An 18,801-nucleotide genomic window follows, 5' to 3' on the forward strand; every position below is an offset into this window, starting at 1 on the left:
TGTTTATAGGCCGGTTTTCGCCTGCGGAGTTTTAGGGCTTGTTGCCGTCGAAGGTGTAAGCGGTCTTCACGGTCGTGTAGAACTCCGCCGCATATCGCCCTTGCTCGCGCGGTCCGTAGGACGAACCTTTGCGGCCGCCGAACGGAACGTGGTAATCCACGCCCGCCGTCGGCAGGTTGACCATCACCATGCCCGCTTCGCTGTTGCGCTTGAAGTGCGAGGCATGTTTCAGACTCGTGGTGCAGATGCCGGATGACAGGCCGAACGGCGTGTCGTTCGCCGCTGCCAGCGCCGCCTCGTAATCACGTACGCGCATCACCGTGGCGACGGGCCCAAAGATCTCCTCGCGTGCAATGCGCATGGCATTGTCAACTTCCGTGAAGAGCGCGGGCGCGAGATAGAAGCCCGGCGTCTCACGATTCAAGAGTTCGCCGCCGCACACCAGCTTCGCGCCTTCGTCCTGCCCGATGCGGATGTAGGAAAGGTCCTGGTCGAGCTGGTTCTGGTCGACCACCGGGCCGATCTGCGTACCGGGTTTCAGCGCATCCTCCACCACAAGGGAACGCATGCGCGCGCTCAGCGCATCGACGAAGCGGTTGTGAATGCCTTCCGTCACGATCAGCCGCGAGGACGCGGTGCAGCGCTGGCCGGTGGAGAAGAACGCGCCGTTGAGCGCGCAATCTACCGCCACGTCGAGATCGGCATCGTCCAGAACCACCATCGGATTCTTGCCGCCCATCTCAAGCTGCAGCTTCTTCATCGGATCGGATGCGACGCTCGCCGCAGCGACGCGACGGCCCGTGGCGACCGAGCCGGTAAACGAGATCGCCGCGACCTTCGGGCTGTTCAGCAACGCGTCGCCCACCACCGAGCCGCGGCCCATGATGAGGTTGAACACGCCTTCCGGCACGCCGGCGCGCACGATGATTTCGGCAAGCGCGTGCGCGGAACCCGGCACCAGTTCCGCTGGCTTGAACACCACCGTGTTGCCGAAGGCGAGCGCGGGGGCGATCTTCCAGGCCGGAATGGCGATGGGGAAGTTCCACGGCGTGATCAGGCCAATCACGCCCAGAGGCTCGCGCGTGATTTCCACATCCACGCCCGGACGGACGGAGGCAAGCTTGTCGCCAGCCATGCGCAGGCACTCGCCGGCGAAGAAGAGGAAGATCTGGCCGGCGCGGACCACTTCGCCGACGCCCTCAGGCAAGGTCTTGCCCTCCTCGCGCGAGAGCAGTCGCCCCAGCTCGTCATTGCGCGCGATGATTTCATCACCGATCCGCTTGAGGATGTCGTGGCGAAGCTGAATCGAGGAGCGCGACCAGGCGGGAAATGCGTCATACGCGGCCGCGATGGCGGCCTGCGCATCGGCGGCATCGGCGCGGGCGAACATGCCCACCACGTCGTTGGTGTTCGAGGGGTTGATGTCGGGCGCTGCCTGCGACGCCTCGACCCAGGATCCGCCAATGTAGTTGCGATTCATCTCATCCATTCCTTGTGCTGTTAAGCAGGCCGCGCTGGGCGAGGTTCGTCATCAACGCGGAAAGGCCAAATGTCCAGGGCTCGCATTCCGAACTCGGCCGGATCCGGTTGATCAGCGTCCCGAGTTTCGGGGCCGCGATGGTGACGATGTCGCCGCTCTTGTGCGTAAAACCCATTCCCGCCTCGTCCCGATCCTGCGTCGGGGCGAACATGGTGCCGAGAAACAATACAAAACCGTCGGGATATTGGTGGTTGGCACCGATGGTCTGCGCCACCAGATCCTCCGGGTCGCGGCTGATCCTGGCAATCGACGAGGAGCCCTCCAGCCGGAAGCCGTCCTCGCCTTCGACAGTCAGTGTCACCGTGGTGCGGCGCACGTCGTCGAGGGAAAAGCTCTCATCGAAGAATCGGATGAAGGGGCCAAGCGCGCAGGAAGCGTTGTTATCCTTGGCTTTTGACAGAAGCAGCGCCGACCGGCCCTCGAAATCCCTTAAATTCACATCGTTACCGAGGCTCGCGCCCACGATGCGCCCCTCGCCTGTCACCACCACGACAACCTCCGGCTCGGGATTGTTCCAGGTGGATTTGGGATGAATGCCCGCGTCCATCAGCGCGCCCACGCCTGAGAGCGTCGGCGCCTTGGTGAAGATCTCCGCATCCGGCCCGATGCCCACCTCAAGGTACTGGCTCCAGGCCCCCTGCGCCATCAGCACGGATTTCAGCGCCATCGCCTCCGGCGAGCCGGGCTTGAGGCGGCTGAGATCATCGCCCACGAGGCGGTTGACCTCGGCGCGGATCGCCGCGGCGGCGGAGGCATCCCCCCGCGCCCGCTCCTCGATGACACGCTCCAGCATCGACACAGCAAAGGTAACCCCCGCCGCCTTGATCACCTGAAAATCGATGGGCGCCAGCAGCCAGGGCCGCGACTTGTGGCGCGTCTCAGATGGCGTATTGGCGAGAATCTCATCGAGCGAGCCGATCCTCTCGCCCGGTAACGTTTTGACCGCCTCCGCCGGATCCGGCGAGGCTGCCAGCGCGCTCATGGTGGGAAAGCGAGCCGAGAGGTCGAGCACGCCTTCCTCCCGGACCGCCACGACCGAGGGCCCCATCCCCGGCCGCCACACCCGCCCCGCGAGCGCCCCCGCATAGCCATCGACAGGAAGGATCGAGCCAAGACGTTCGGCAGACGCAAGCGGCAGCATGACGATATCCAGCTTAAAACGAGCGCAAGGGCGCAATTGGGGAGCCCTAGGGAAGCCCAGATCGCGCGAAAGGGCGAGTGGGACTTTTTGGCTAGCGCCATCGCCACGCCGGTCCTTACAGGCGGACACCCAGAACAACCTCAGGGCCTGGGTTGCCCACAAGCACGGGTCGTCTGAGTGCATCTTCCAGCGGAGGCTCCCGATCAGTGGGCGATGGGACATGTGACCAGCCGTTGAAAGTGTTTCGACTTATAGTTTTCGCAGGTATTTCGGCAACATTGTCTCTCTTTGACGCAACTGGAATCTCAAGTTGCCCTAAAGTCACATCGGCCAATAAAGTCTGCTGCACGCGATCAAAACGTTAGGATACTAGGCTTTTCCTCTTATTCTGCCGCAACCAAGGAAGCGGGTTACTGATTTTCGCCTTGGCAACGCCAAGGGATATCATGCGCCAGTTTTCCAATTGCCTCCGTGAATTGACCCACCGGGGCCTGCGAGTGCCGCAGCGCAATCGTGGAGCTTTGCTGGTGTCAGCCTCGACGGCGGCGCTGGTTCTCCTGATGGGGGCTGCTCAAGCTCAATCATTCAACACCGTGGTCGAAGGAGCACCCGTTACGGTACCGGGTACCCAGTCCTCGCCCTGGAACATCTTAAACAACCTCATGGTTGGTAATACACTCGGCGGCACCTTGATCATTGAGTCTGGCGGCCAGGTCAACGGCACCACGGCCCGTGTCGGTTCCGACAACGTCACGGGTACGGTGACGGTGCAGGACGCGAATTCGGTATGGAGCAACACCGGCGCCATCTCGATTGGCGTGGGCAGTTCCGGTTTTGGTTTCCTGAATATCCTGAATGGGGGGAGCGTCAGCAACACGACCGGCCAGGTCGGCGACAACGCCGGCGGGACGGGCACCGTGACCGTGAGCGGCTCCGGCTCGCAATGGACCAACAGCCAAACACTCGTCGTTGGCTGGTATGGCAATGGCACCGTGAACATCGACAATGGCGGATCTGTCAGCGCCCCCGTCACCTGGATGGGAGTGGTTCCAGGGGCACAGGGGACACTGACCCTCAGTGGTACGGCCGGGAATCGAGGCGTGCTGACGACCGGCCTCATGGCGAAGGGGCTTGGCGATGGGCGGACTGGCGATGCCACGCTCAATCTCAACGGCGGTATCCTGCGCGCCAGCGTAGACCGGGCCAACTTTCTCGCCAATCAGGCCGATTATCGCTATGGATTTGCTCCTGGGGACGTGGTGATCGGCACCGGCGGCGCCTTCATTGACAGCAACGGCCACAATATCGGCGTTTCAGCAGCGCTTGGTGGCCCAGGCGGCCTGACCAAGCTCGGTGCGGGAACTCTGACGCTTTCCGGCGCCAATACCTATACCGGTGGTACGACGATCTCGGACGGTACTCTCGTCGCCAATACGGCCAGCCTCAAAGGATCGGTTCTCAACAATGCGGTCTTGGTGTTCAACCAGCCCGTAGACGGCACCTTCTCAGGCAACATCAGTGGGTCCGGATCGCTCACGAAAGACGGTGCCGGCGCTCTGACGCTCACCGGGATCAATACCTACACAGGTGGGACCCGGGTGAATGGCGGGACCCTGGTCATTGGCACTCCCGATTCGCTCGGCAGCGGCCCTGTCACGTTCGATGGTGGTGTTCTCCGGTTCAATTATGCGGGCACGCTCGATCGCCCCATTGCTGTCAGTCCGAACGGCTTCACCGTCGATACCAACGGTAATACCGAGACCATGTCCGCTCCGCTCACCGGCAGCGGTCCGCTCACCAAGACTGGTTCCGGCAACCTAAACCTCACCGGAAACAGCTCGTTGACCGGACCGACCCTGGTCCAGGCCGGGCGCCTTGCGGTGAATGGCTCGCTGGCGAGCTCGACCGTCACCGTTCAGAATGGCACAACTTTGGGCGGCAATGGCACGATCGGCGGCCTCGTTGTCCTGACCGGAGGCTTCGCAGCCCCGGGCAACTCGATTGGTAGGCTGAGCGTCGCAGGAAACGTGCTCATCCACTCGGGCGCGATCTACCAGGTTGAGGTAAACGCAGCCGGTCAGGCCGACCGGATCGACGCGTCCGGCAAGGCGACGCTCCAAGGCGGGACGGTTCAGGTTCTTGCCGAGCAGGGCATCTATTTGCCGAGAACGACATACACGGTTCTCTCGGCTTCCAAGGGGGTGTCGGGTCGGTTTGCGGCCGTCACCTCCAATTTGACCTTCCTGACGCCGACGCTGGACTACGGCAATCATGACGTCACCTTGACGCTTTCGCGCGGCACCGATCCAATCCAACAACCGATCGCCTTCAACTCGGCGGCGATCACCCCCAATCAATTCCGCACCGCCGATGCAGTCGAGGCCTTGGGTGAAGGCAACCGAGTCTTCGACACGGTGCTGGGTCAGAGTGCTGCAGGTGCTCGCCAGGCGTTCGATGCGCTCTCCGGCGAGGTGCATGCCAGCGTGGCGAGCCCGGCCTTTGCCGATGCGCGCATCGTGCAGGCCAGCATCCTTGGCCACCTGCGTCAGCCGTTCGACTACGACCGGGGAGCTAGCGTGAACGGCGCCTATGCGGCGGACCGGCCCGGGCCCGGTGCACAGGTTCAGCCTATGACTATCCCTTATCCGGCCCTCGATCCGCGCCGTTTCGCCCTGTGGGGCGAGGGTTTCGGCTCATGGGGCAAAGCGCGCTCCAACGGCAACGCGGCTGCCATGGACACGTCCACGGGCGGCTTCATCATCGGGGCCGATGCGCTGATCAGCTCGGCATACCGGATCGGCATGGCGGGCGGTTTCACCCGCACGACCTTCGACATAAACGGTCGCCTGTCATCCGGCTCGAATGAAAGCATCTTCGGCGCAATCTACGGCGCGGCCCACTGGGGTACGATCAACCTGCGTGTCGGCGCGTCCTATAGCGCGCTCGACATCGATACGAACCGCACCGTTCGTTTCCCCGGTTTTACCGACCAGACCAACGCGTCCTATGGGGGCTCGACCCTGCAAGCTTTCGGCGAGATTGGCTATCGCTTTGACATCGCTCGTGTGCAAATTGAGCCTTTCCTCGGGGCGTCATTCCTGCGGCTTCACACAGACGGCTTCGCGGAGAACGGAAGAGCTGCGGCTTTGACCGCCTTTGGTCGCGACTATGACCTTGGCACGACGACGCTGGGGCTTCGAGCTGAAGCGAAGTTGAGCGATGAGGTTCCGCTGACGCTGCGCGGCTTGGTGGGCTGGCGACTGGCCTATGGCGACACGAGCCCCGCGGCGCTGATGGCCTTCAACGGCGGCGCCTCAAGCTTTGTCGTGACGGGCGTGCCCGTGGATCGCAACGCCTTCGTGGCCGAAGCAGGTCTCGACTGGCAGGCGACCAAGGACATCGGCCTCGGTGTGTCCTATCAGGGGCAGGTCGGGTCACGGGCCCAGGACCATGCTCTTAAGGGCAACTTCACCTGGAAATTCTGACGAGAGGCACCGACGGGTTCGGGCCGATGCGCGAGCCTCGTTGCCAAACCGGATTCATCCCCGGCTTGTGAAACGTCACTTGGGCCAGAGCCGAGTGGTGCGCTTCGATAAGACTTCACAGATCGCTATCAACGGGCGGAGAACAGACGGGCAGGCATGGGGTCCGCCCGGAAGGCAAGCACATGGCGCACGTAGACATAGCGCCGTTAGGACTTTGAGCGCTTGCTCGACAAGCCTTTGGTCCATTTAACCGTACGGTAACCACGGACCGCAAAGCCCCGTTCTGAGCCCCAAAAAGGCTGGCGATCCCGGGAGGGATAAAATAATCTTTTATTTTCAAATGGTTAAGAGATATTGAGACAGCAGAATTTCCCTATGTTTTACAAGGATTTTCAGATGGATTTGTCCCATATCAAGTCACTCGCTCAGTGACTCAAAAAGAGAAGCTGTTGAGAATCTTTACAGATAGTCGACTCTGAATACCTCGGCGGCGACGTCCTTAACTTCTAGCTCTGCGATTAATCACATCAGTCATGAAATAAAGTGACCAGAAGATGGTCACAGTAAAAGAAGCAAGAAGACCGGCCAGCAACAAAGTCCCAATTGCGTGAATAGTTTTCTTCAAATGTGGCAGACCCTTCACCCAAGCGAGGATCGTGTCATGCATCAATTCTGCGCCAACGGTGGCACCGAGGATCACCAAGCCAAGGAAACAGAGGTATCCGAGCAAATAGCAGACAAACTGTCGGAGAGTGAGAGCTTGGCCATCAAGATAAAGCTCCGGACCGGGCGGTCGGGAATCCAGACTCGGTCCTTGACTCGCCATAGCAACCGTGGCCAACGCCCCGACCATAAATGGAACTGCCATTATTAGGAGATCGCGCGCAAATTTAAGAAGTCCCTTCTCGCCAAATAAAGGTGGCTTTGGCTCGATCAAAGTGTAGAGAGCCCAACCACCTAGAGCGAGTATCAGGGGTATGATGAAATCGTAGCGGGCTTTCTCCTCATTGTGCACCCGAAGATATCGCAAGGGCGCAAGCAGGCGGAGCCGCGATTGCGCCCCTCCTTGCCGGACATCTCTCAGACCTATGTGGCGCATTCCCATAGGGCATCCCTATCTACGAGAGCCTTCATCTGTGCAACGGTTTCACCGCATACTGTAGAATGCCACCGACGTGGAGTCTGACTCAGAAATATAATCTCTTTGGGGCAAATCAGGAGATCAGCGGCGCCGTCAAGGTCCTGGTGAATCTCGCCAGCAATAAGACCTCCCCCAATGTGTCGATAATATAACTTCGTATCATACCCTTGCATTTCAAAGGTTTGAATGATGCTCGAAATCCAGCTTCTTTTCTCTTCAGAATCTGCTGGCGCTTGTTTTGCCGAAACGCGAACCTCAATATCTGTGAGGATATCTTGGTGAATGACGTCGGTGGCTCCTGCGATTGTCTTTTTTTCAGACCGTTTTGTGAAAACCATTTGCGATAGGGTACGCTGCTGAGTCGCAAGGGCGCCAAGTTTTCGACCGACATCAGCCATCAACTGGATTTGCGGGCTGTACCGATAAGACACTTCCTTCGGTTTTTTACCGCGTTTGTGAGTTGTCACGCTAAAAGTAAGCTCTGTAGCCTTGGCGTAGCGTCTAAGCTGGCGGCACAAAAAGATTTCGAGCAACTTCCTGCTCACCCCGGAGGGAACGGATTCTATCGCGCAACGATAGCTCCCATCCTCGTAAGCGTCGCCTGATGGAACCCTGACCACCACATGAGCAGAAGACGCACCCCTTTCTTCCGCAACACCAGCGATATCGCGTCCCATTAAATTCTTTGTATGGACAACGGAGAAGCTCTTCTGGCGCTGATCAACAAACTCAATCAGGAAGATTACATACGTCGCTTCGGGCGTGATTTGTAGAGATAAGTCTCTCAGCCAAATGAAATCGTGTCCCTGGCCATTTGAAGCTCGCACTTTTTCGTCATCGTCATCCAGCGAGTTTAGATACTCAATTGCCCAACCATTCTTTCGGCGCATGTCGAGTATTTGAGCGAGTTCTAAAAGCCCGAGCGTTGGCGCGTGATGTTCTTGGGGTGCACGAGTTTTTGATCGGCTCACCAATCGATTGAGAATGACGAACCGTTGATTGGTAGATAGCTTCGGAGTCGTTACGGTTGAAATATCTGAAAGCTCACTGGCGCTTGTCCCCGCGCTAAATAGACTCTCGGCGGACATATGGCGCTCATTTTCCATGAGGATCGATATCCCTGATTGCATTTGCGGTGAGAATATAAGCTCTTGGTGGAAGCCCCTGCAATAGGCGGAGCGATGAAAGCGGGCTCAATTTACTAGATCGTTAGTTAGGCGCTGAAGCTGGATAGCTTAGAGTTTGGGTAGACCCATCCGATACAGCCAAGAAGTCGACGAAAACTGTCTTTTATAAGTTGATTTTCTCATTCTGAGACAGTATTGTCTCATGGTTTAAGAACCATCTGAGACAGAAGCCAGTGGCACTTTATGGATACGCCAGAGTCAGCACCGTTGACCAAGACCTTTCGATTCAGGTCCAGAAGCTCAAGGAAGCTGGTTGTTCGATCATTCGCGAAGAGAAGGTCAGCGGCACGTCAAGAGAAGGCCGCAAGGAGCTTGAAACCCTCCTCGCCTTCCTAAGAGCCGGTGACACGCTTTTGGTGACGCGAGTAGATCGCCTCGCTCGCTCCGTCTTGGACCTTCAGTCGATTGTGAAGGAGATCAAGGACAAGGGCGCGGACCTCAGGGCAATAGACCAGCCCATCGAGACCCATAGCGCCGCTGGAAAGTGCTTTCTCGACATGCTGGCGGTCTTCAGTGAGTTCGAGACAAATCTTCGAAGAGAGCGGCAACTGGAAGGAATTGCAAAAGCCAAGGCAGAAGGCGTCTATAAGGGGCGCAAGGCCTCTATCGATGTTGAGGCGATCAAGACCCTTGCCGCTGATGGGGTCGGACCATCAGAGATCGCGCGAAGACTTAAAATAGGGCGAGCAAGCGTCTATCGGCTCCTAGGCAAATCACCCTAAAAATCGAAAATTTTTTCAACTTTTTGCAAAAACGCCGGATTCTGATGGTGTAGTTTGTCTATATATAAGTAATACAAATTAGAGACACGAATCATAGAAATGAAATTAAGCAGAACGTTAACTTTGAGATTAACCCATGGTGATTTTAAAACATTAAAGCAATATTCTAACGAGCGCGGCATAACGATGTCGAGGGCAATTAGGGTTGCAATGCGCGAAATAGTTTTGAAAAATACATCATCGAAATAAGACTAAACTATTTAAAATTTACATATTATACGCGATACATATACCTGAAAAATTTTTTAATAACTTAAAACGTGACGACATAGGCTGTTTGGTCACGACGCCATACCGAAAGACTGCCGTTTTTTACGGTTCGGGATACAGCCCTTTAATATGAGAAAAGGTGGAAAACACCACGTAGGGGACGCGCATAGCGAGCCTCAATCGCTAGAACGGTCGGCTTATAGCTGTTTGGCGAAAGTAATCCCGTTGGAGACGGAGCGTAAAGGGAGATCGGCCAACCGCCCCTGCCTGAAATTCAGGCGACTCTTATAAGCTATGTCGATGGTCTTTATACGGAAGACAGGCATATTGATCCGAGAGGGTCAATATGCCTTCAAATCATTACCGGAAGAAATGAAATCAATAACTTAGAGATCAGTTGCGAAGCAACTGCTGGCGTAGCCAGCAATGAATAACCATGCTGAAAATTACAAGGACAAACAATGAATTTAAAAAACATTACTCAGATAGCAAATCTTAGGCAAAAATTGATATCGCACTTATCAAAAGCTGTTGAGCATTTTAATGCTAAAGGCCAAGATTCCCAAGTGAACAATTTTAATTCCGGCCTTAAGCTTATCGATAATTACGTAAAAGATGACAGATTTGTAAACGCGGACGCGCTTTATATCTATAGAGAGGCGCTATGTGTATACCAATCACAACTTGAGCATGACGACCTTCAGCTTGCCAGCCTCGACGTTGGCAACTTAATTGCAGACCTAGACACCCTAAGCAAAAACCAGTTCTAAGAATTTTCACTCGTTCTTTTACGAACCAGAGCCGTGACCATCGCTATCACGGCTTCTGTGTCCTCCTCACTCAATTGCTGAACCAGAGCATTTAGCTGAATTCGGCGCTCGATGGCTTCGGAGTGATCCTCAGATTCATCCGGGAATAGGTCTTTAAGCGAAACGCCAAGATTGGCCGCTATCCGGCTGAGGGTCCGAAGCGTGGGAAGGCTCACCCCTCTTTCAATATTACTCACTGACTCAATCGTGCAGCCCACCGCTGAGGCGAGTTGTTCCTGAGTTTGACCTGTCGCCTTACGCGCGGTCCTCACTCGCGATCCTATCGTTCTCTTCAAAAAATCGGTCATGGAACCGACTTTTGAGTTCAAATCGCCTCTTTTCCATCGGGGTTGATGCTGGTATTTATTCCGCAAAACCCGAAATCAATTTTCGTGTTCATTGAGGGAAAATATGGACTTCTCAACTCTCACAGCCGGACAACATTTTTCGCTCTTTCTTTGGGCGGCCGGAATTTCCGTCTTCATCCTCATGATCGTCGGCTCGGGATCGCGGGCGGTGGTTTTCTATGACGCGACCGACCTTTTTTGGACGGCAGGCATATTCATCTTCCCGGTTGCGACACTCATCATTGGGGGAGGCGCAGCCCAATTCGTGCCTAAAGGCCATTCAGACTCGCTTCTGCAAACGGTCAAAGATTTTCCATTGGTCTTCGCCATCATCGGCATTCCAATTGTGGGCTTCTTCATCAGCGTGATCGTCACGATTGTTAGCTCGATCCGGCATAATGGTCTCATCATCGGACTGATCATGATCGTGCTGAAACTCTCGGCTTCATTCTTTCTGCTCCTGGCTGCTCTTGGTGCACTCTATGCAACGGAAGGCGACATTCAGCGAGGCAAGCGTTTCCTTGCCATAGTGCTGTTTGGCCTGCTCGGATGGATCACTATTCGCATGATCAACGGCCATCGTGTCGAAGAGCGCCGGCTGATGCTGCAAGAGGCGGCTGTTGAGGCGTAAAGCGCCTCTCAATTCCCACCAACCTATGAGGAAAACATGAGAACGATTTTGATAGCGGGAATGCTGACTCTCGGCCTGTCTACAGGTGCCAGTGCGATGAGCATCAGTGTCGATTGGACCGGCACTACAGAATGCTTTGATCGCGAGTCACCCCTCATCAAACTCAAGGACGTTCCTAAGAGGGCGGTGAAGCTCCGGCTCGCAATGGTCGATCTCGACGCGCCTCAATATCCTCATGGTGGCGGTGAGGTCGCCTATAAGGAGCAGGCGCAGCTAGCAAAGGGAGCATTCAGATACACAGGGCCATGCCCGCCCGCTATACACCAGTATCAATGGACCATTGAAGCTTTGGATGCTTCGGGGGAGCCGGTGGATTCTGCGAAGGTCGTGGTTCCGTTCCCGCCGAAATAGCGATGCCTAAAGGGCAGCCCAACATCCAATGGACTGCCCCAATTCATGGCGCTGAAAATTGGCTTGTTCGAATTTATATAAAATACGCTCGACAGAGGCTCTTGCTTAAAAAACTTTGTTTCATCGGCACCCCTCTACAGCAAATTACTTAATATTAACATGCGCCATCGACAGTTGATATTTTTATTAAAATCTTAGGAACTGTCGAATATTACTATAATTTTATTATTAGCGATTGACTTTGCCGCATAATATGGTATTATATACCTACCCTTCGAAAGGGTCTATTCTCAGCACAATTTATCTTTGAGGCGCCGACTCCATGATTCGGCCCTTGAAAACTTGCGCCAATTTATGGGTCTGTTGCTGCTGCGCCTTACGCAGGGAAAGCTTTATATCAAAAACCAACACTTAAATATTTTAAGGAGACGAAACATTATGATTCATTATAGTCAAGATGTCAATAAAATACCTACAGCACTTAAATTCCAATTATCTCGTGGTTTAAGGAGAATTGAAGCTGCTCATTACATTGGTGTGAGCGCAACCAAGTTCGATGAGATGGTGAAAGATGGCAGAATGCCTCGTCCTATGAAAATCGACGGGTGCGTTATTTGGGATATTCGAGAACTCGACGCAGCTTTTGATAATCTCAGCGTGAATCAGAACACTGTAAATCCGTGGGACGCGTAGTACCGATGGCTACAGTCAAACTCGATTACGTGACGACAGACGTCGATGGTAACGGGAATGTCCGTTATTACTTCCGACGCGCTGGCCAGCGAAAAATCAGGCTGCGTGGTAACCCTCTCTCAGAAGAATTCCAGACAGCATATCGCGCCGCCTTGGCCGGTGACTTGAAGCCCACGAATGAGAAACTAATGACTCCTCCAAAGGGGTCTTTTCGAGCGCTTTGCGTGGCCTATTACGGCAGCCCCAAGTTCAAGCGTCTCGACGAAAAAACGAAGGAATGGCAGCGTCGCCATTTGGATGCCGTTGCCGCCAAGCATGGTGATAAGCCGACCGCTCTCCTGCAACCACGTCATATACGTTCTTGGCGAGATAAAAGAGCAAGCACTCCCGCTGCCGCGAACACAATGCTCAAAGCCCTCAGCGGACTCTTTTCGTGGGGCATGGAGTACGAACTTTGCGACCACAATCCAGTCACTAGCGTGAAGAAGATGAGTTACAGTTCACGCGGCTTCCATACGTGGACGGTCGAAGAGGTTAAGAAATTCGAGGAAACGCATCCAATTGGAACTACCGCACGACTCGCCTTGATCCTTCTGAAATACACTGCTGGACGTCGTGAGGACGCCGTCAGGCTTGGTCCTCAGAACATTAAGGATGGGCGTATCAGATTCACGCAAGCCAAAAACGAACATAGGAAGCCGGTCGCAATCGACTTGCCGGTTCACCCGGACCTTGCCCACGCCATCGCTTCAACGCCCGTCATTGGGCACTCTACTTTTTTGGTGACCACCTTCGGCAAGCCTTTCACGGCTGCCGGATTTGGCAACAAATTCAGGGATTGGTGCGATCAAGCAGGACTTCCGCACTGCTCTGCACATGGAATGCGTAAGGCCGTAGCGACGCGCTTGGCAGAGGCTGGCGCATCGACTCACCAGATTCAGGCTGTCACTGGCCATCAATCACTAGGAATGCTCGCCCCGTACACTCGCGACGCCAATAAATCGACTTTGGCCGACAGTGCTATGAAGCTGCTTGAGGGCAAATCCTGAACATCGACTGTCCCAAATGGCCGCCAGCCGCTGCAAATTTGGGACAGTCAGGCAAAAAAGATCAGAAAAATCAGCACACTAGAGAAAACCCTGGCGATCCCGGGAGGACTCGAACCTCCGACCTTCGGTTTAGGAAACCGCTGCTCTGTCCTGCTGAGCTACGGGACCGCTGGAGGGGATGAGTAGCACAATCTGTTGTGAGGTAAACCGCTCAACGCGTCCTCGCGCACAAGGTTGGCGTGACGGTCCGGGCGTGAGTCGCTACGATCCATTGTTACAATGAGATTGGATATGCGGATTTTCGGCCTCGGCCTTGCGGCGGCTTTGGCGCTTGCGCCCGCCATGGCACCCTTGCCGGCGTTGTCGCAGACGGCCTGCGGCGGACAGACGGAGCCGGATCGGCTGCAGGCGCTCACGCCGCAGGGCGATCTTGTGCTGGCATCGGGCCGCATTGCAAAGCTCTCGGCGATCAGGCTGCCGGATGCGCCGGAACGGCGCGAGGAGGTGCTGGTCTGGCTGCGGGGGCGCATGGGCGAGGACGTTCAGGTGCGCAGCCGGCCGGGCCTCGACCGCTGGAACAGGCTTTTGGCACAAATAAGCCTGCCGCATGAATCGAATCCCAGTGATTTGGCCGAAAAACTCGTCGGGAGTGGGCTGGTCCTCGTCGATCCGGGGGCGGACGAGACCTTCTGTCAGTCCCAATTGCTGCATTTTGAGGCCAAGGCGCGGGAGCTGAGCCTTGGTCTCTGGCGCGATGACCGTTATAAACCGATCCAGAGCGACCAGACCGACCGTCTGCGTGAGCGCATCGGGAACTTCGCGCTCGTCGAAGGGCGGGTGCGCAGTGTCGGTGAGAGGGCGCAACGAACTTACTTGAATTTCGGGGGGCATTGGGCAGAGGATTTCACGATCGTCATTCCGAAGAAGACCTGGAAATTGATGGCGGAGCGCGGCCTCGACGCCGCCGCGCTGAGAGGGAAGACCATCCGGGCCAGAGGCATTTTGGAGCCTTGGCAGGGAACCTCACTGACCATCACGGTGCCGGAGATGATCGAACGCCTCGCGGGCGAGCGCCCGCCGCGCTAACAAGCATGACGGGAACAAGGCTTTCACCAGTGTTGCGATTGGCCGGCGGCGCGATGCTCGCGCTGACACTGGCGGGCTGCGCCATGCTTGGCAGCGGCACCGGTTCGCTGCCCGCCAACGCGCCCCGCGTGATCGGCCCCGAGAAGGATAAGGATCACGAGCGTCTCGTCGCGGCTTTCGGCGGCGAGGTCCGGGCTCCGCAGCTCCAGCGTCTCCTCACCGATGTGACGAACCGTCTCGTCGCGGCGACCGACCGGCCGGACGAGGCCTATCAGGTCGCCATCCTCAATTCCCCCGTGGTCAATGCATTCGCCCTGCCGAACGGGCGCCTCTACGTCACGCGTGGCCTCCTGGCTCTGGCGAGCGATACGTCCGAGATCGCGGCGGTGCTGTCGCACGAGATCGCCCACGTCACCCTCCGCCACGCCTCCCAGCGCAGCGAGCTGCAGGCGCGCTCGGTGCTGATCACCAAGGTGACGGAAAACGTGCTGAACAACGCCGCCGAGGCCGCGGTCGTGCAGGACCAGTCGCGCTCCAGCCTCGCAAGCTTCTCTCGCGCGCAGGAACTCGAAGCCGACCAGATGGGCGTCCGGGTTCTCGCCCGTGCAGGCTTCGATCCTTATGGCGCACCGCGCTTCCTGACTGCGCTCGGCCGCTCCGGCGGCGGCTCGAAGGCAGATGGTGCGGGTGCGGACATGATGGCCTCTCACCCCAGCACTAACGAGCGTATCTCGCTTGCCCTCCAGACCGCCCGGCGCACCGGCGCGCCCGGCATCGGCGAGACAGGCCGGCTCGAATATCTGGCGGCGCTCGAGGGCCTCGCCTATGGCGACGACCCCGCGGACGGGGTGGTCAAGGGGCGCCGCTTCGTTCACGCCCGGCTCGGCGTCGCTTTCGAGGCGCCGGAGGGCTTTACGCTCGAAAACACCTCCCAGGCCGTTCTCGGCTCGTCGCCGGACGGCTCGCGGCGGCTTCTGTTCGATGCGGCGGACACGCCCAACGGGCAGAGCCTGGAGGATGTGCTGCGCTCGACCTGGAACGACACCATCGAACCGGGCAGCCTTGCGAGCGGCGCCGTCAACAGCCTTCCCATCGCCACTGCCTCGTCCACCGGCAAGGAATGGTCGTTCCGCCTGTCGGCGATCCGCATCGGCAACACGACCTACCGGCTGATCATGGCCGTGCGCACGGGCTCAGGGGAGTTGGACGGCATGTTCCAGCGCACGCTGAACACCGTGCGTCAGGTCTATTCCGAGGAAGCGCGTCGTATCCGGCCCCTGACGCTCCAAGTGGTGACCGCGCAAGCAGGAGACACGGCGGCTAAGCTCGCCGAGCGGATGCCGGTCGACCGGGCGCTCGACAAGTTCGCGCTCCTCAACGGCCTCGAGAAAGTTGGCCCGCTCAAGGCCGGTGAGCGCTACAAGGTTGTCATCGAGTAGCCTCAGACGAACGCGCCAGTCGCGTAGGGGTGTTTTTCGATCAGCGCGCGTTTCAGCTTTTCCAGAGCACGGTTTTCGATCTGCCGCACGCGCTCCTTCGAGATGCCCAGGCGGTCGCCGAGAAATTCCAGGGTCACCTGCTCTTCGTCGAGACGCCGGGCGCGCAGGATGCGCAATTCGCGCTCGTTGAGGACTTCCAGCGCCTGCCTTAGCCAGCGGACGCGGCGCTCGCTGTCGATGACCTCGCTGACGCTCTCATCCGGCAGCGGAGAGGTATCGACCAGAAACTCGACCCTTTCCGCCGAATTGCCGGCATCGGCATCGAGAACGGGAGCGTTGAGGGAGGCATCGGGGGCGGACAAGCGGGCATCCATCAGGGCCACATCGGCGCGCGAGACGCCGATCGCCTCGGCGATCTTCGCATGCACCTCTTCGGCGATGCGTTCCTCGCCACCGCGGGTCAGACGGGCGCGTAGGCGGCGCAGGTTGAAGAAGAGAGCCTTTTGGGCGGAGCTGGTTCCGCCGCGGACAATCGACCAGTTGCGCAGGATATAGTCCTGAACGGAGGCCCTGATCCACCAGGTAGCGTAGGTGGAGAAGCGGACTTCCCGTTCGGGCTCGAAGCGGGCGGCGGCCTCAAGAAGGCCGACATGCCCTTCCTGGACCAGATCGGCCATGGGCAGGCCATAGTGCCGGAAGCGGGCCGCGAGCGCGATCACGAGACGCATATGGGCCGCGGTGAGCTGATGAAGGGCCGCCTCGTCGCCATTCTCTTTCCAGCGCACGGCCAATAGGTGCTCCTCTTCCCGCTCCAGAAAAGGAGCGTTCATGGCAGCACGTACGAAACGGCGACGAACCCCTGAGATCTCTCCCATCGTGTCCTCCCTTTGGCAGAGTCACAACGGGCAGAAAGGGAAAAAGTTCAGAGCAAAAAAGCTAAGTTCGAAAAATCGGAGTTCCGGCCCCCTCGATACAAGGCGATGGCCAATAAAAAAGCCCGGTGCGAACCGGGCTTTCTTGAACTCGTCGAAGGGGTACCTGCGATCAGGCAGCCTCTTCCTGCAGATCATCCGTATCGGCATCGGCTTCCGCCTCGGCACCTTTCGCGGCGCGGCGCGGCGACTTGGCGAGGCTCTGCTCGATCAGCTTCAAAGCTTCCGTGTCGGTGATCTTGTTGACCGCGGCGATCTCCCGCACGACGCGGTCGAGGGCCGATTCATAGAGCTGGCGCTCGCTGTAGGACTGCTCGGGCTGGGCCTCGGACCGATACAGGTCGCGCACGACCTCGGTCACGGCAATCAGGTCGCCGGAGTTGATCTTGGCTTCGTACTCCTGCGCCCGGCGCGACCACATGGTGCGCTTGACGCGCGCGCGACCGGTCAGAACGTCCAACGCCTTCTGCACGAGAGCCGGCTCGGCGAGCTTGCGCATGCCGACGCTGGTAGCCTTCGCGGTCGGGACACGCAGGACCATCTTGTCCTTGTCGAACGAGACCACGAACAGCTCCAGCTTGAAACCCGCGATTTCCTGCTCTTCAACGGCCGTGACGCGGCCAACGCCGTGAGCGGGATACACAATCGCTTCGCCGGTCTTGAAACCAAGGCGCTGGGCGGACTTCTTGGCGGTCGTCATGCGAGAGAGGCCTCCTTGCATGGTCCTCGTCTTTCGGCGAGGGCGCTGTAACTCCATCGGGCAGGGTCCCGAGGAACAAAAAAACTGGTTGCGGAACTTGACGGCTCCGCAGTTATCCCTGATTAAGCCAGCAGATAGAGAGGCGCGAGACTCAAGACCTCAAAGGTCAAGCAATCGCGTCATGGGTCGTTGATTACTTCCTTTTATCGACCGCCTACCTGCGGTATCGGCGCGCGTATTCGGCGCAAGCGACGGCATTAGCGGACCCTATCACAGTCCGGCCGAAAAATCAAAAATAATTCCGGAACAATGTTAAGAACTCGCGGTTAGGGCGCTTGTTCCGCTGGGGAAGAGGACGAGCCGCGGGCGATTCTTCCGCTCGCGCTATCCCATTTCAGTCTTTAAGTTTTTTCCGATCTGCGGCTTCGTTTCCCATCCCGGAGGCTTAGTCGCCCTCGCCGGGATTGGGCGTGAAGTACTTCTCGAACTTGTCCGGCACGCCGTCGAACTCCTTGGCGTCGGCGGGAGCGTCCTTCTTCTGGGTGATGTTGGGCCAGCTCTTGGCCATGTCGGCGTTCAGTTTGAGCCATTGCTCCAGGCCGGGCTCGGCATCGGGCTTGATGGCCTCGGCCGGGCATTCCGGCTCGCAGACGCCGCAATCGATGCACTCGTCCGGGTGGATGACGAGCATGTTCTCGCCCTCATAGAAGCAGTCGACCGGACACACCTCCACGCAGTCCATGTATTTGCACTTGATGCAATTATCCGTGACGACGTAGGTCATGAAGGGTCCCTTGGAGCATGATCAGAACAAGTGGCAACCGGTTGTTCGCTCGGATCATGCGGCAATACGAAATCGAGAACGAGATCCGAGATATATAGGCGCTTCGTTGGCGTCGCTCTAACTGTTGCCGTTGTCGCTGACAAGCGTCCCGTCGTCAGGCCCAATCTCGACGTAGAGCTGCCTTGCTTCCGGCGCAGGGCCGCGGCGCACGCCAAGGTCTGCCACCCGCACCAGAACGGTCGCCCGCGCCAGGGCGATGGTCACCACATCGCCCACCGCGATGGCTTTCGCCGCACTGTCGGTCCGCTGGCCATTGACCCTGACATCGCCGCTCGCAACGAGCTTTGCCGCGAGCGTCCGACTTTTCGCGAAGCGCGCGAACCACAGCCACTTGTCCAGTCGCTGACGGTCCTCACGCATCGCGGATCACGGCG

General features: G+C 57.7%; 17 protein-coding genes and 1 tRNA gene. 8 read left to right on the plus strand and 10 right to left on the minus strand.

Annotation, left to right across the window (positions count from 1 at the left end):
• Positions 1–31: 31 nt before the first annotated feature.
• Together HB375_RS01030 and HB375_RS01035 are read right to left on the minus strand one after the other, a co-directional pair.
• Positions 32–1,489, minus strand: coding sequence for an aldehyde dehydrogenase family protein (locus HB375_RS01030; protein ID WP_167671094.1), 1,458 nt, complete (start codon positions 1,487–1,489; stop codon positions 32–34).
• Complete coding sequence (locus tag HB375_RS01035) at positions 1,482–2,681, minus strand: fumarylacetoacetate hydrolase family protein (protein WP_167671095.1); 1,200 nt, start codon at positions 2,679–2,681, stop codon at positions 1,482–1,484. Before HB375_RS01035 ends, HB375_RS01030 begins: the two co-directional genes overlap by 8 nt.
• 527 nt (positions 2,682–3,208) lie before the next feature.
• Between HB375_RS01035 and HB375_RS01040 the strand changes: the two genes are divergently transcribed.
• Complete coding sequence (locus HB375_RS01040; protein WP_167671096.1) at positions 3,209–6,166, plus strand: autotransporter domain-containing protein; 2,958 nt, start codon at positions 3,209–3,211, stop codon at positions 6,164–6,166.
• 499 nt (positions 6,167–6,665) lie between these two features.
• Here HB375_RS01040 and HB375_RS01045 read toward each other — a convergent pair whose 3' ends face one another.
• Both HB375_RS01045 and HB375_RS01050 read right to left on the minus strand, forming a co-directional pair.
• Positions 6,666–7,271 (minus strand): hypothetical protein, encoded by a 606-nt coding sequence (locus HB375_RS01045; RefSeq protein WP_167671097.1) that lies wholly within the window; start codon positions 7,269–7,271, stop codon positions 6,666–6,668.
• Complete coding sequence (locus HB375_RS01050; protein ID WP_167671098.1) at positions 7,253–8,395, minus strand: hypothetical protein; 1,143 nt, start codon at positions 8,393–8,395, stop codon at positions 7,253–7,255. The genes HB375_RS01045 and HB375_RS01050 overlap by 19 nt, the downstream gene beginning before the upstream one ends.
• A 272-nt stretch (positions 8,396–8,667) precedes the next feature.
• On the opposite strand from HB375_RS01050, the gene HB375_RS01055 reads away from it, so the two are divergent.
• The gene (locus HB375_RS01055) at positions 8,668–9,216 is read left to right on the plus strand and encodes a recombinase family protein (RefSeq protein WP_167671099.1); all 549 of its coding nucleotides are present in this window, start codon (positions 8,668–8,670) and stop codon (positions 9,214–9,216) included.
• 1,036 nt (positions 9,217–10,252) lie between these two features.
• On the opposite strand, the gene HB375_RS01060 is transcribed toward HB375_RS01055, so the two are convergent.
• Positions 10,253–10,603, minus strand: coding sequence for a helix-turn-helix domain-containing protein (locus tag HB375_RS01060; RefSeq protein ID WP_167671100.1), 351 nt, complete (start codon positions 10,601–10,603; stop codon positions 10,253–10,255).
• A 181-nt stretch (positions 10,604–10,784) separates the two neighbouring features.
• Between HB375_RS01060 and HB375_RS01065 the strand changes: the two genes are divergently transcribed.
• From HB375_RS01065 to HB375_RS01080, 4 genes are all read left to right on the plus strand, one after another.
• Complete coding sequence (locus HB375_RS01065) at positions 10,785–11,273, plus strand: hypothetical protein (protein WP_167671101.1); 489 nt, start codon at positions 10,785–10,787, stop codon at positions 11,271–11,273.
• Positions 11,274–11,309: 36 nt separating this feature from the next.
• Positions 11,310–11,684: a YbhB/YbcL family Raf kinase inhibitor-like protein gene (locus HB375_RS01070; RefSeq protein WP_246728285.1), complete on the plus strand. Its 375-nt coding sequence runs from the start codon at positions 11,310–11,312 to the stop codon at positions 11,682–11,684.
• A gap of 438 nt (positions 11,685–12,122) precedes the next feature.
• Entirely contained in the window at positions 12,123–12,377 is a 255-nt protein-coding gene (locus HB375_RS01075) for a helix-turn-helix transcriptional regulator (RefSeq protein WP_167671102.1), read from the plus strand.
• Positions 12,378–12,382: 5 nt separating this feature from the next.
• Positions 12,383–13,426, plus strand: a complete 1,044-nt coding sequence (locus HB375_RS01080; protein WP_167671103.1) for a site-specific integrase — start codon at positions 12,383–12,385, stop codon at positions 13,424–13,426.
• Between the two features lie 91 nt (positions 13,427–13,517).
• On the opposite strand, the gene HB375_RS01085 is transcribed toward HB375_RS01080, so the two are convergent.
• Positions 13,518–13,594 (minus strand) — tRNA-Arg (locus HB375_RS01085).
• Between the two features lie 123 nt (positions 13,595–13,717).
• Between HB375_RS01085 and HB375_RS01090 the strand changes: the two genes are divergently transcribed.
• Complete coding sequence (locus HB375_RS01090) at positions 13,718–14,512, plus strand: thermonuclease family protein (RefSeq protein ID WP_167671104.1); 795 nt, start codon at positions 13,718–13,720, stop codon at positions 14,510–14,512.
• A 29-nt stretch (positions 14,513–14,541) separates the two neighbouring features.
• Entirely contained in the window at positions 14,542–15,951 is a 1,410-nt protein-coding gene (locus HB375_RS01095) for a M48 family metalloprotease (RefSeq protein ID WP_343232332.1), read from the plus strand.
• A gap of 2 nt (positions 15,952–15,953) precedes the next feature.
• Here HB375_RS01095 and HB375_RS01100 read toward each other — a convergent pair whose 3' ends face one another.
• The 4 genes from HB375_RS01100 to HB375_RS01115 form a co-directional block, all read right to left on the minus strand.
• Positions 15,954–16,826 carry an RNA polymerase factor sigma-32 gene (locus HB375_RS01100; RefSeq protein WP_167671106.1) on the minus strand — a complete coding sequence of 291 codons (873 nt, stop codon included), beginning with the start codon at positions 16,824–16,826 and terminating at the stop codon, positions 15,954–15,956.
• 169 nt (positions 16,827–16,995) lie between these two features.
• The gene (locus tag HB375_RS01105; protein ID WP_167671107.1) at positions 16,996–17,583 is read right to left on the minus strand and encodes a CarD family transcriptional regulator; all 588 of its coding nucleotides are present in this window, start codon (positions 17,581–17,583) and stop codon (positions 16,996–16,998) included.
• 445 nt (positions 17,584–18,028) lie between these two features.
• A complete protein-coding gene (gene fdxA, locus HB375_RS01110; RefSeq protein WP_167671108.1) occupies positions 18,029–18,367 on the minus strand; it encodes a ferredoxin FdxA in 339 nt (112 codons plus the stop codon).
• A 117-nt stretch (positions 18,368–18,484) separates the two neighbouring features.
• Positions 18,485–18,787 (minus strand): RNA-binding S4 domain-containing protein, encoded by a 303-nt coding sequence (locus HB375_RS01115; RefSeq protein WP_167671109.1) that lies wholly within the window; start codon positions 18,785–18,787, stop codon positions 18,485–18,487.
• Between the last annotated feature and the right edge of the window lie 14 nt (positions 18,788–18,801).

The sequence above is a fragment of the Microvirga terricola genome (assembly GCF_011777495.1).
GTDB classification, from domain to species: Bacteria; Pseudomonadota; Alphaproteobacteria; order Rhizobiales; family Beijerinckiaceae; genus Microvirga; species Microvirga terricola.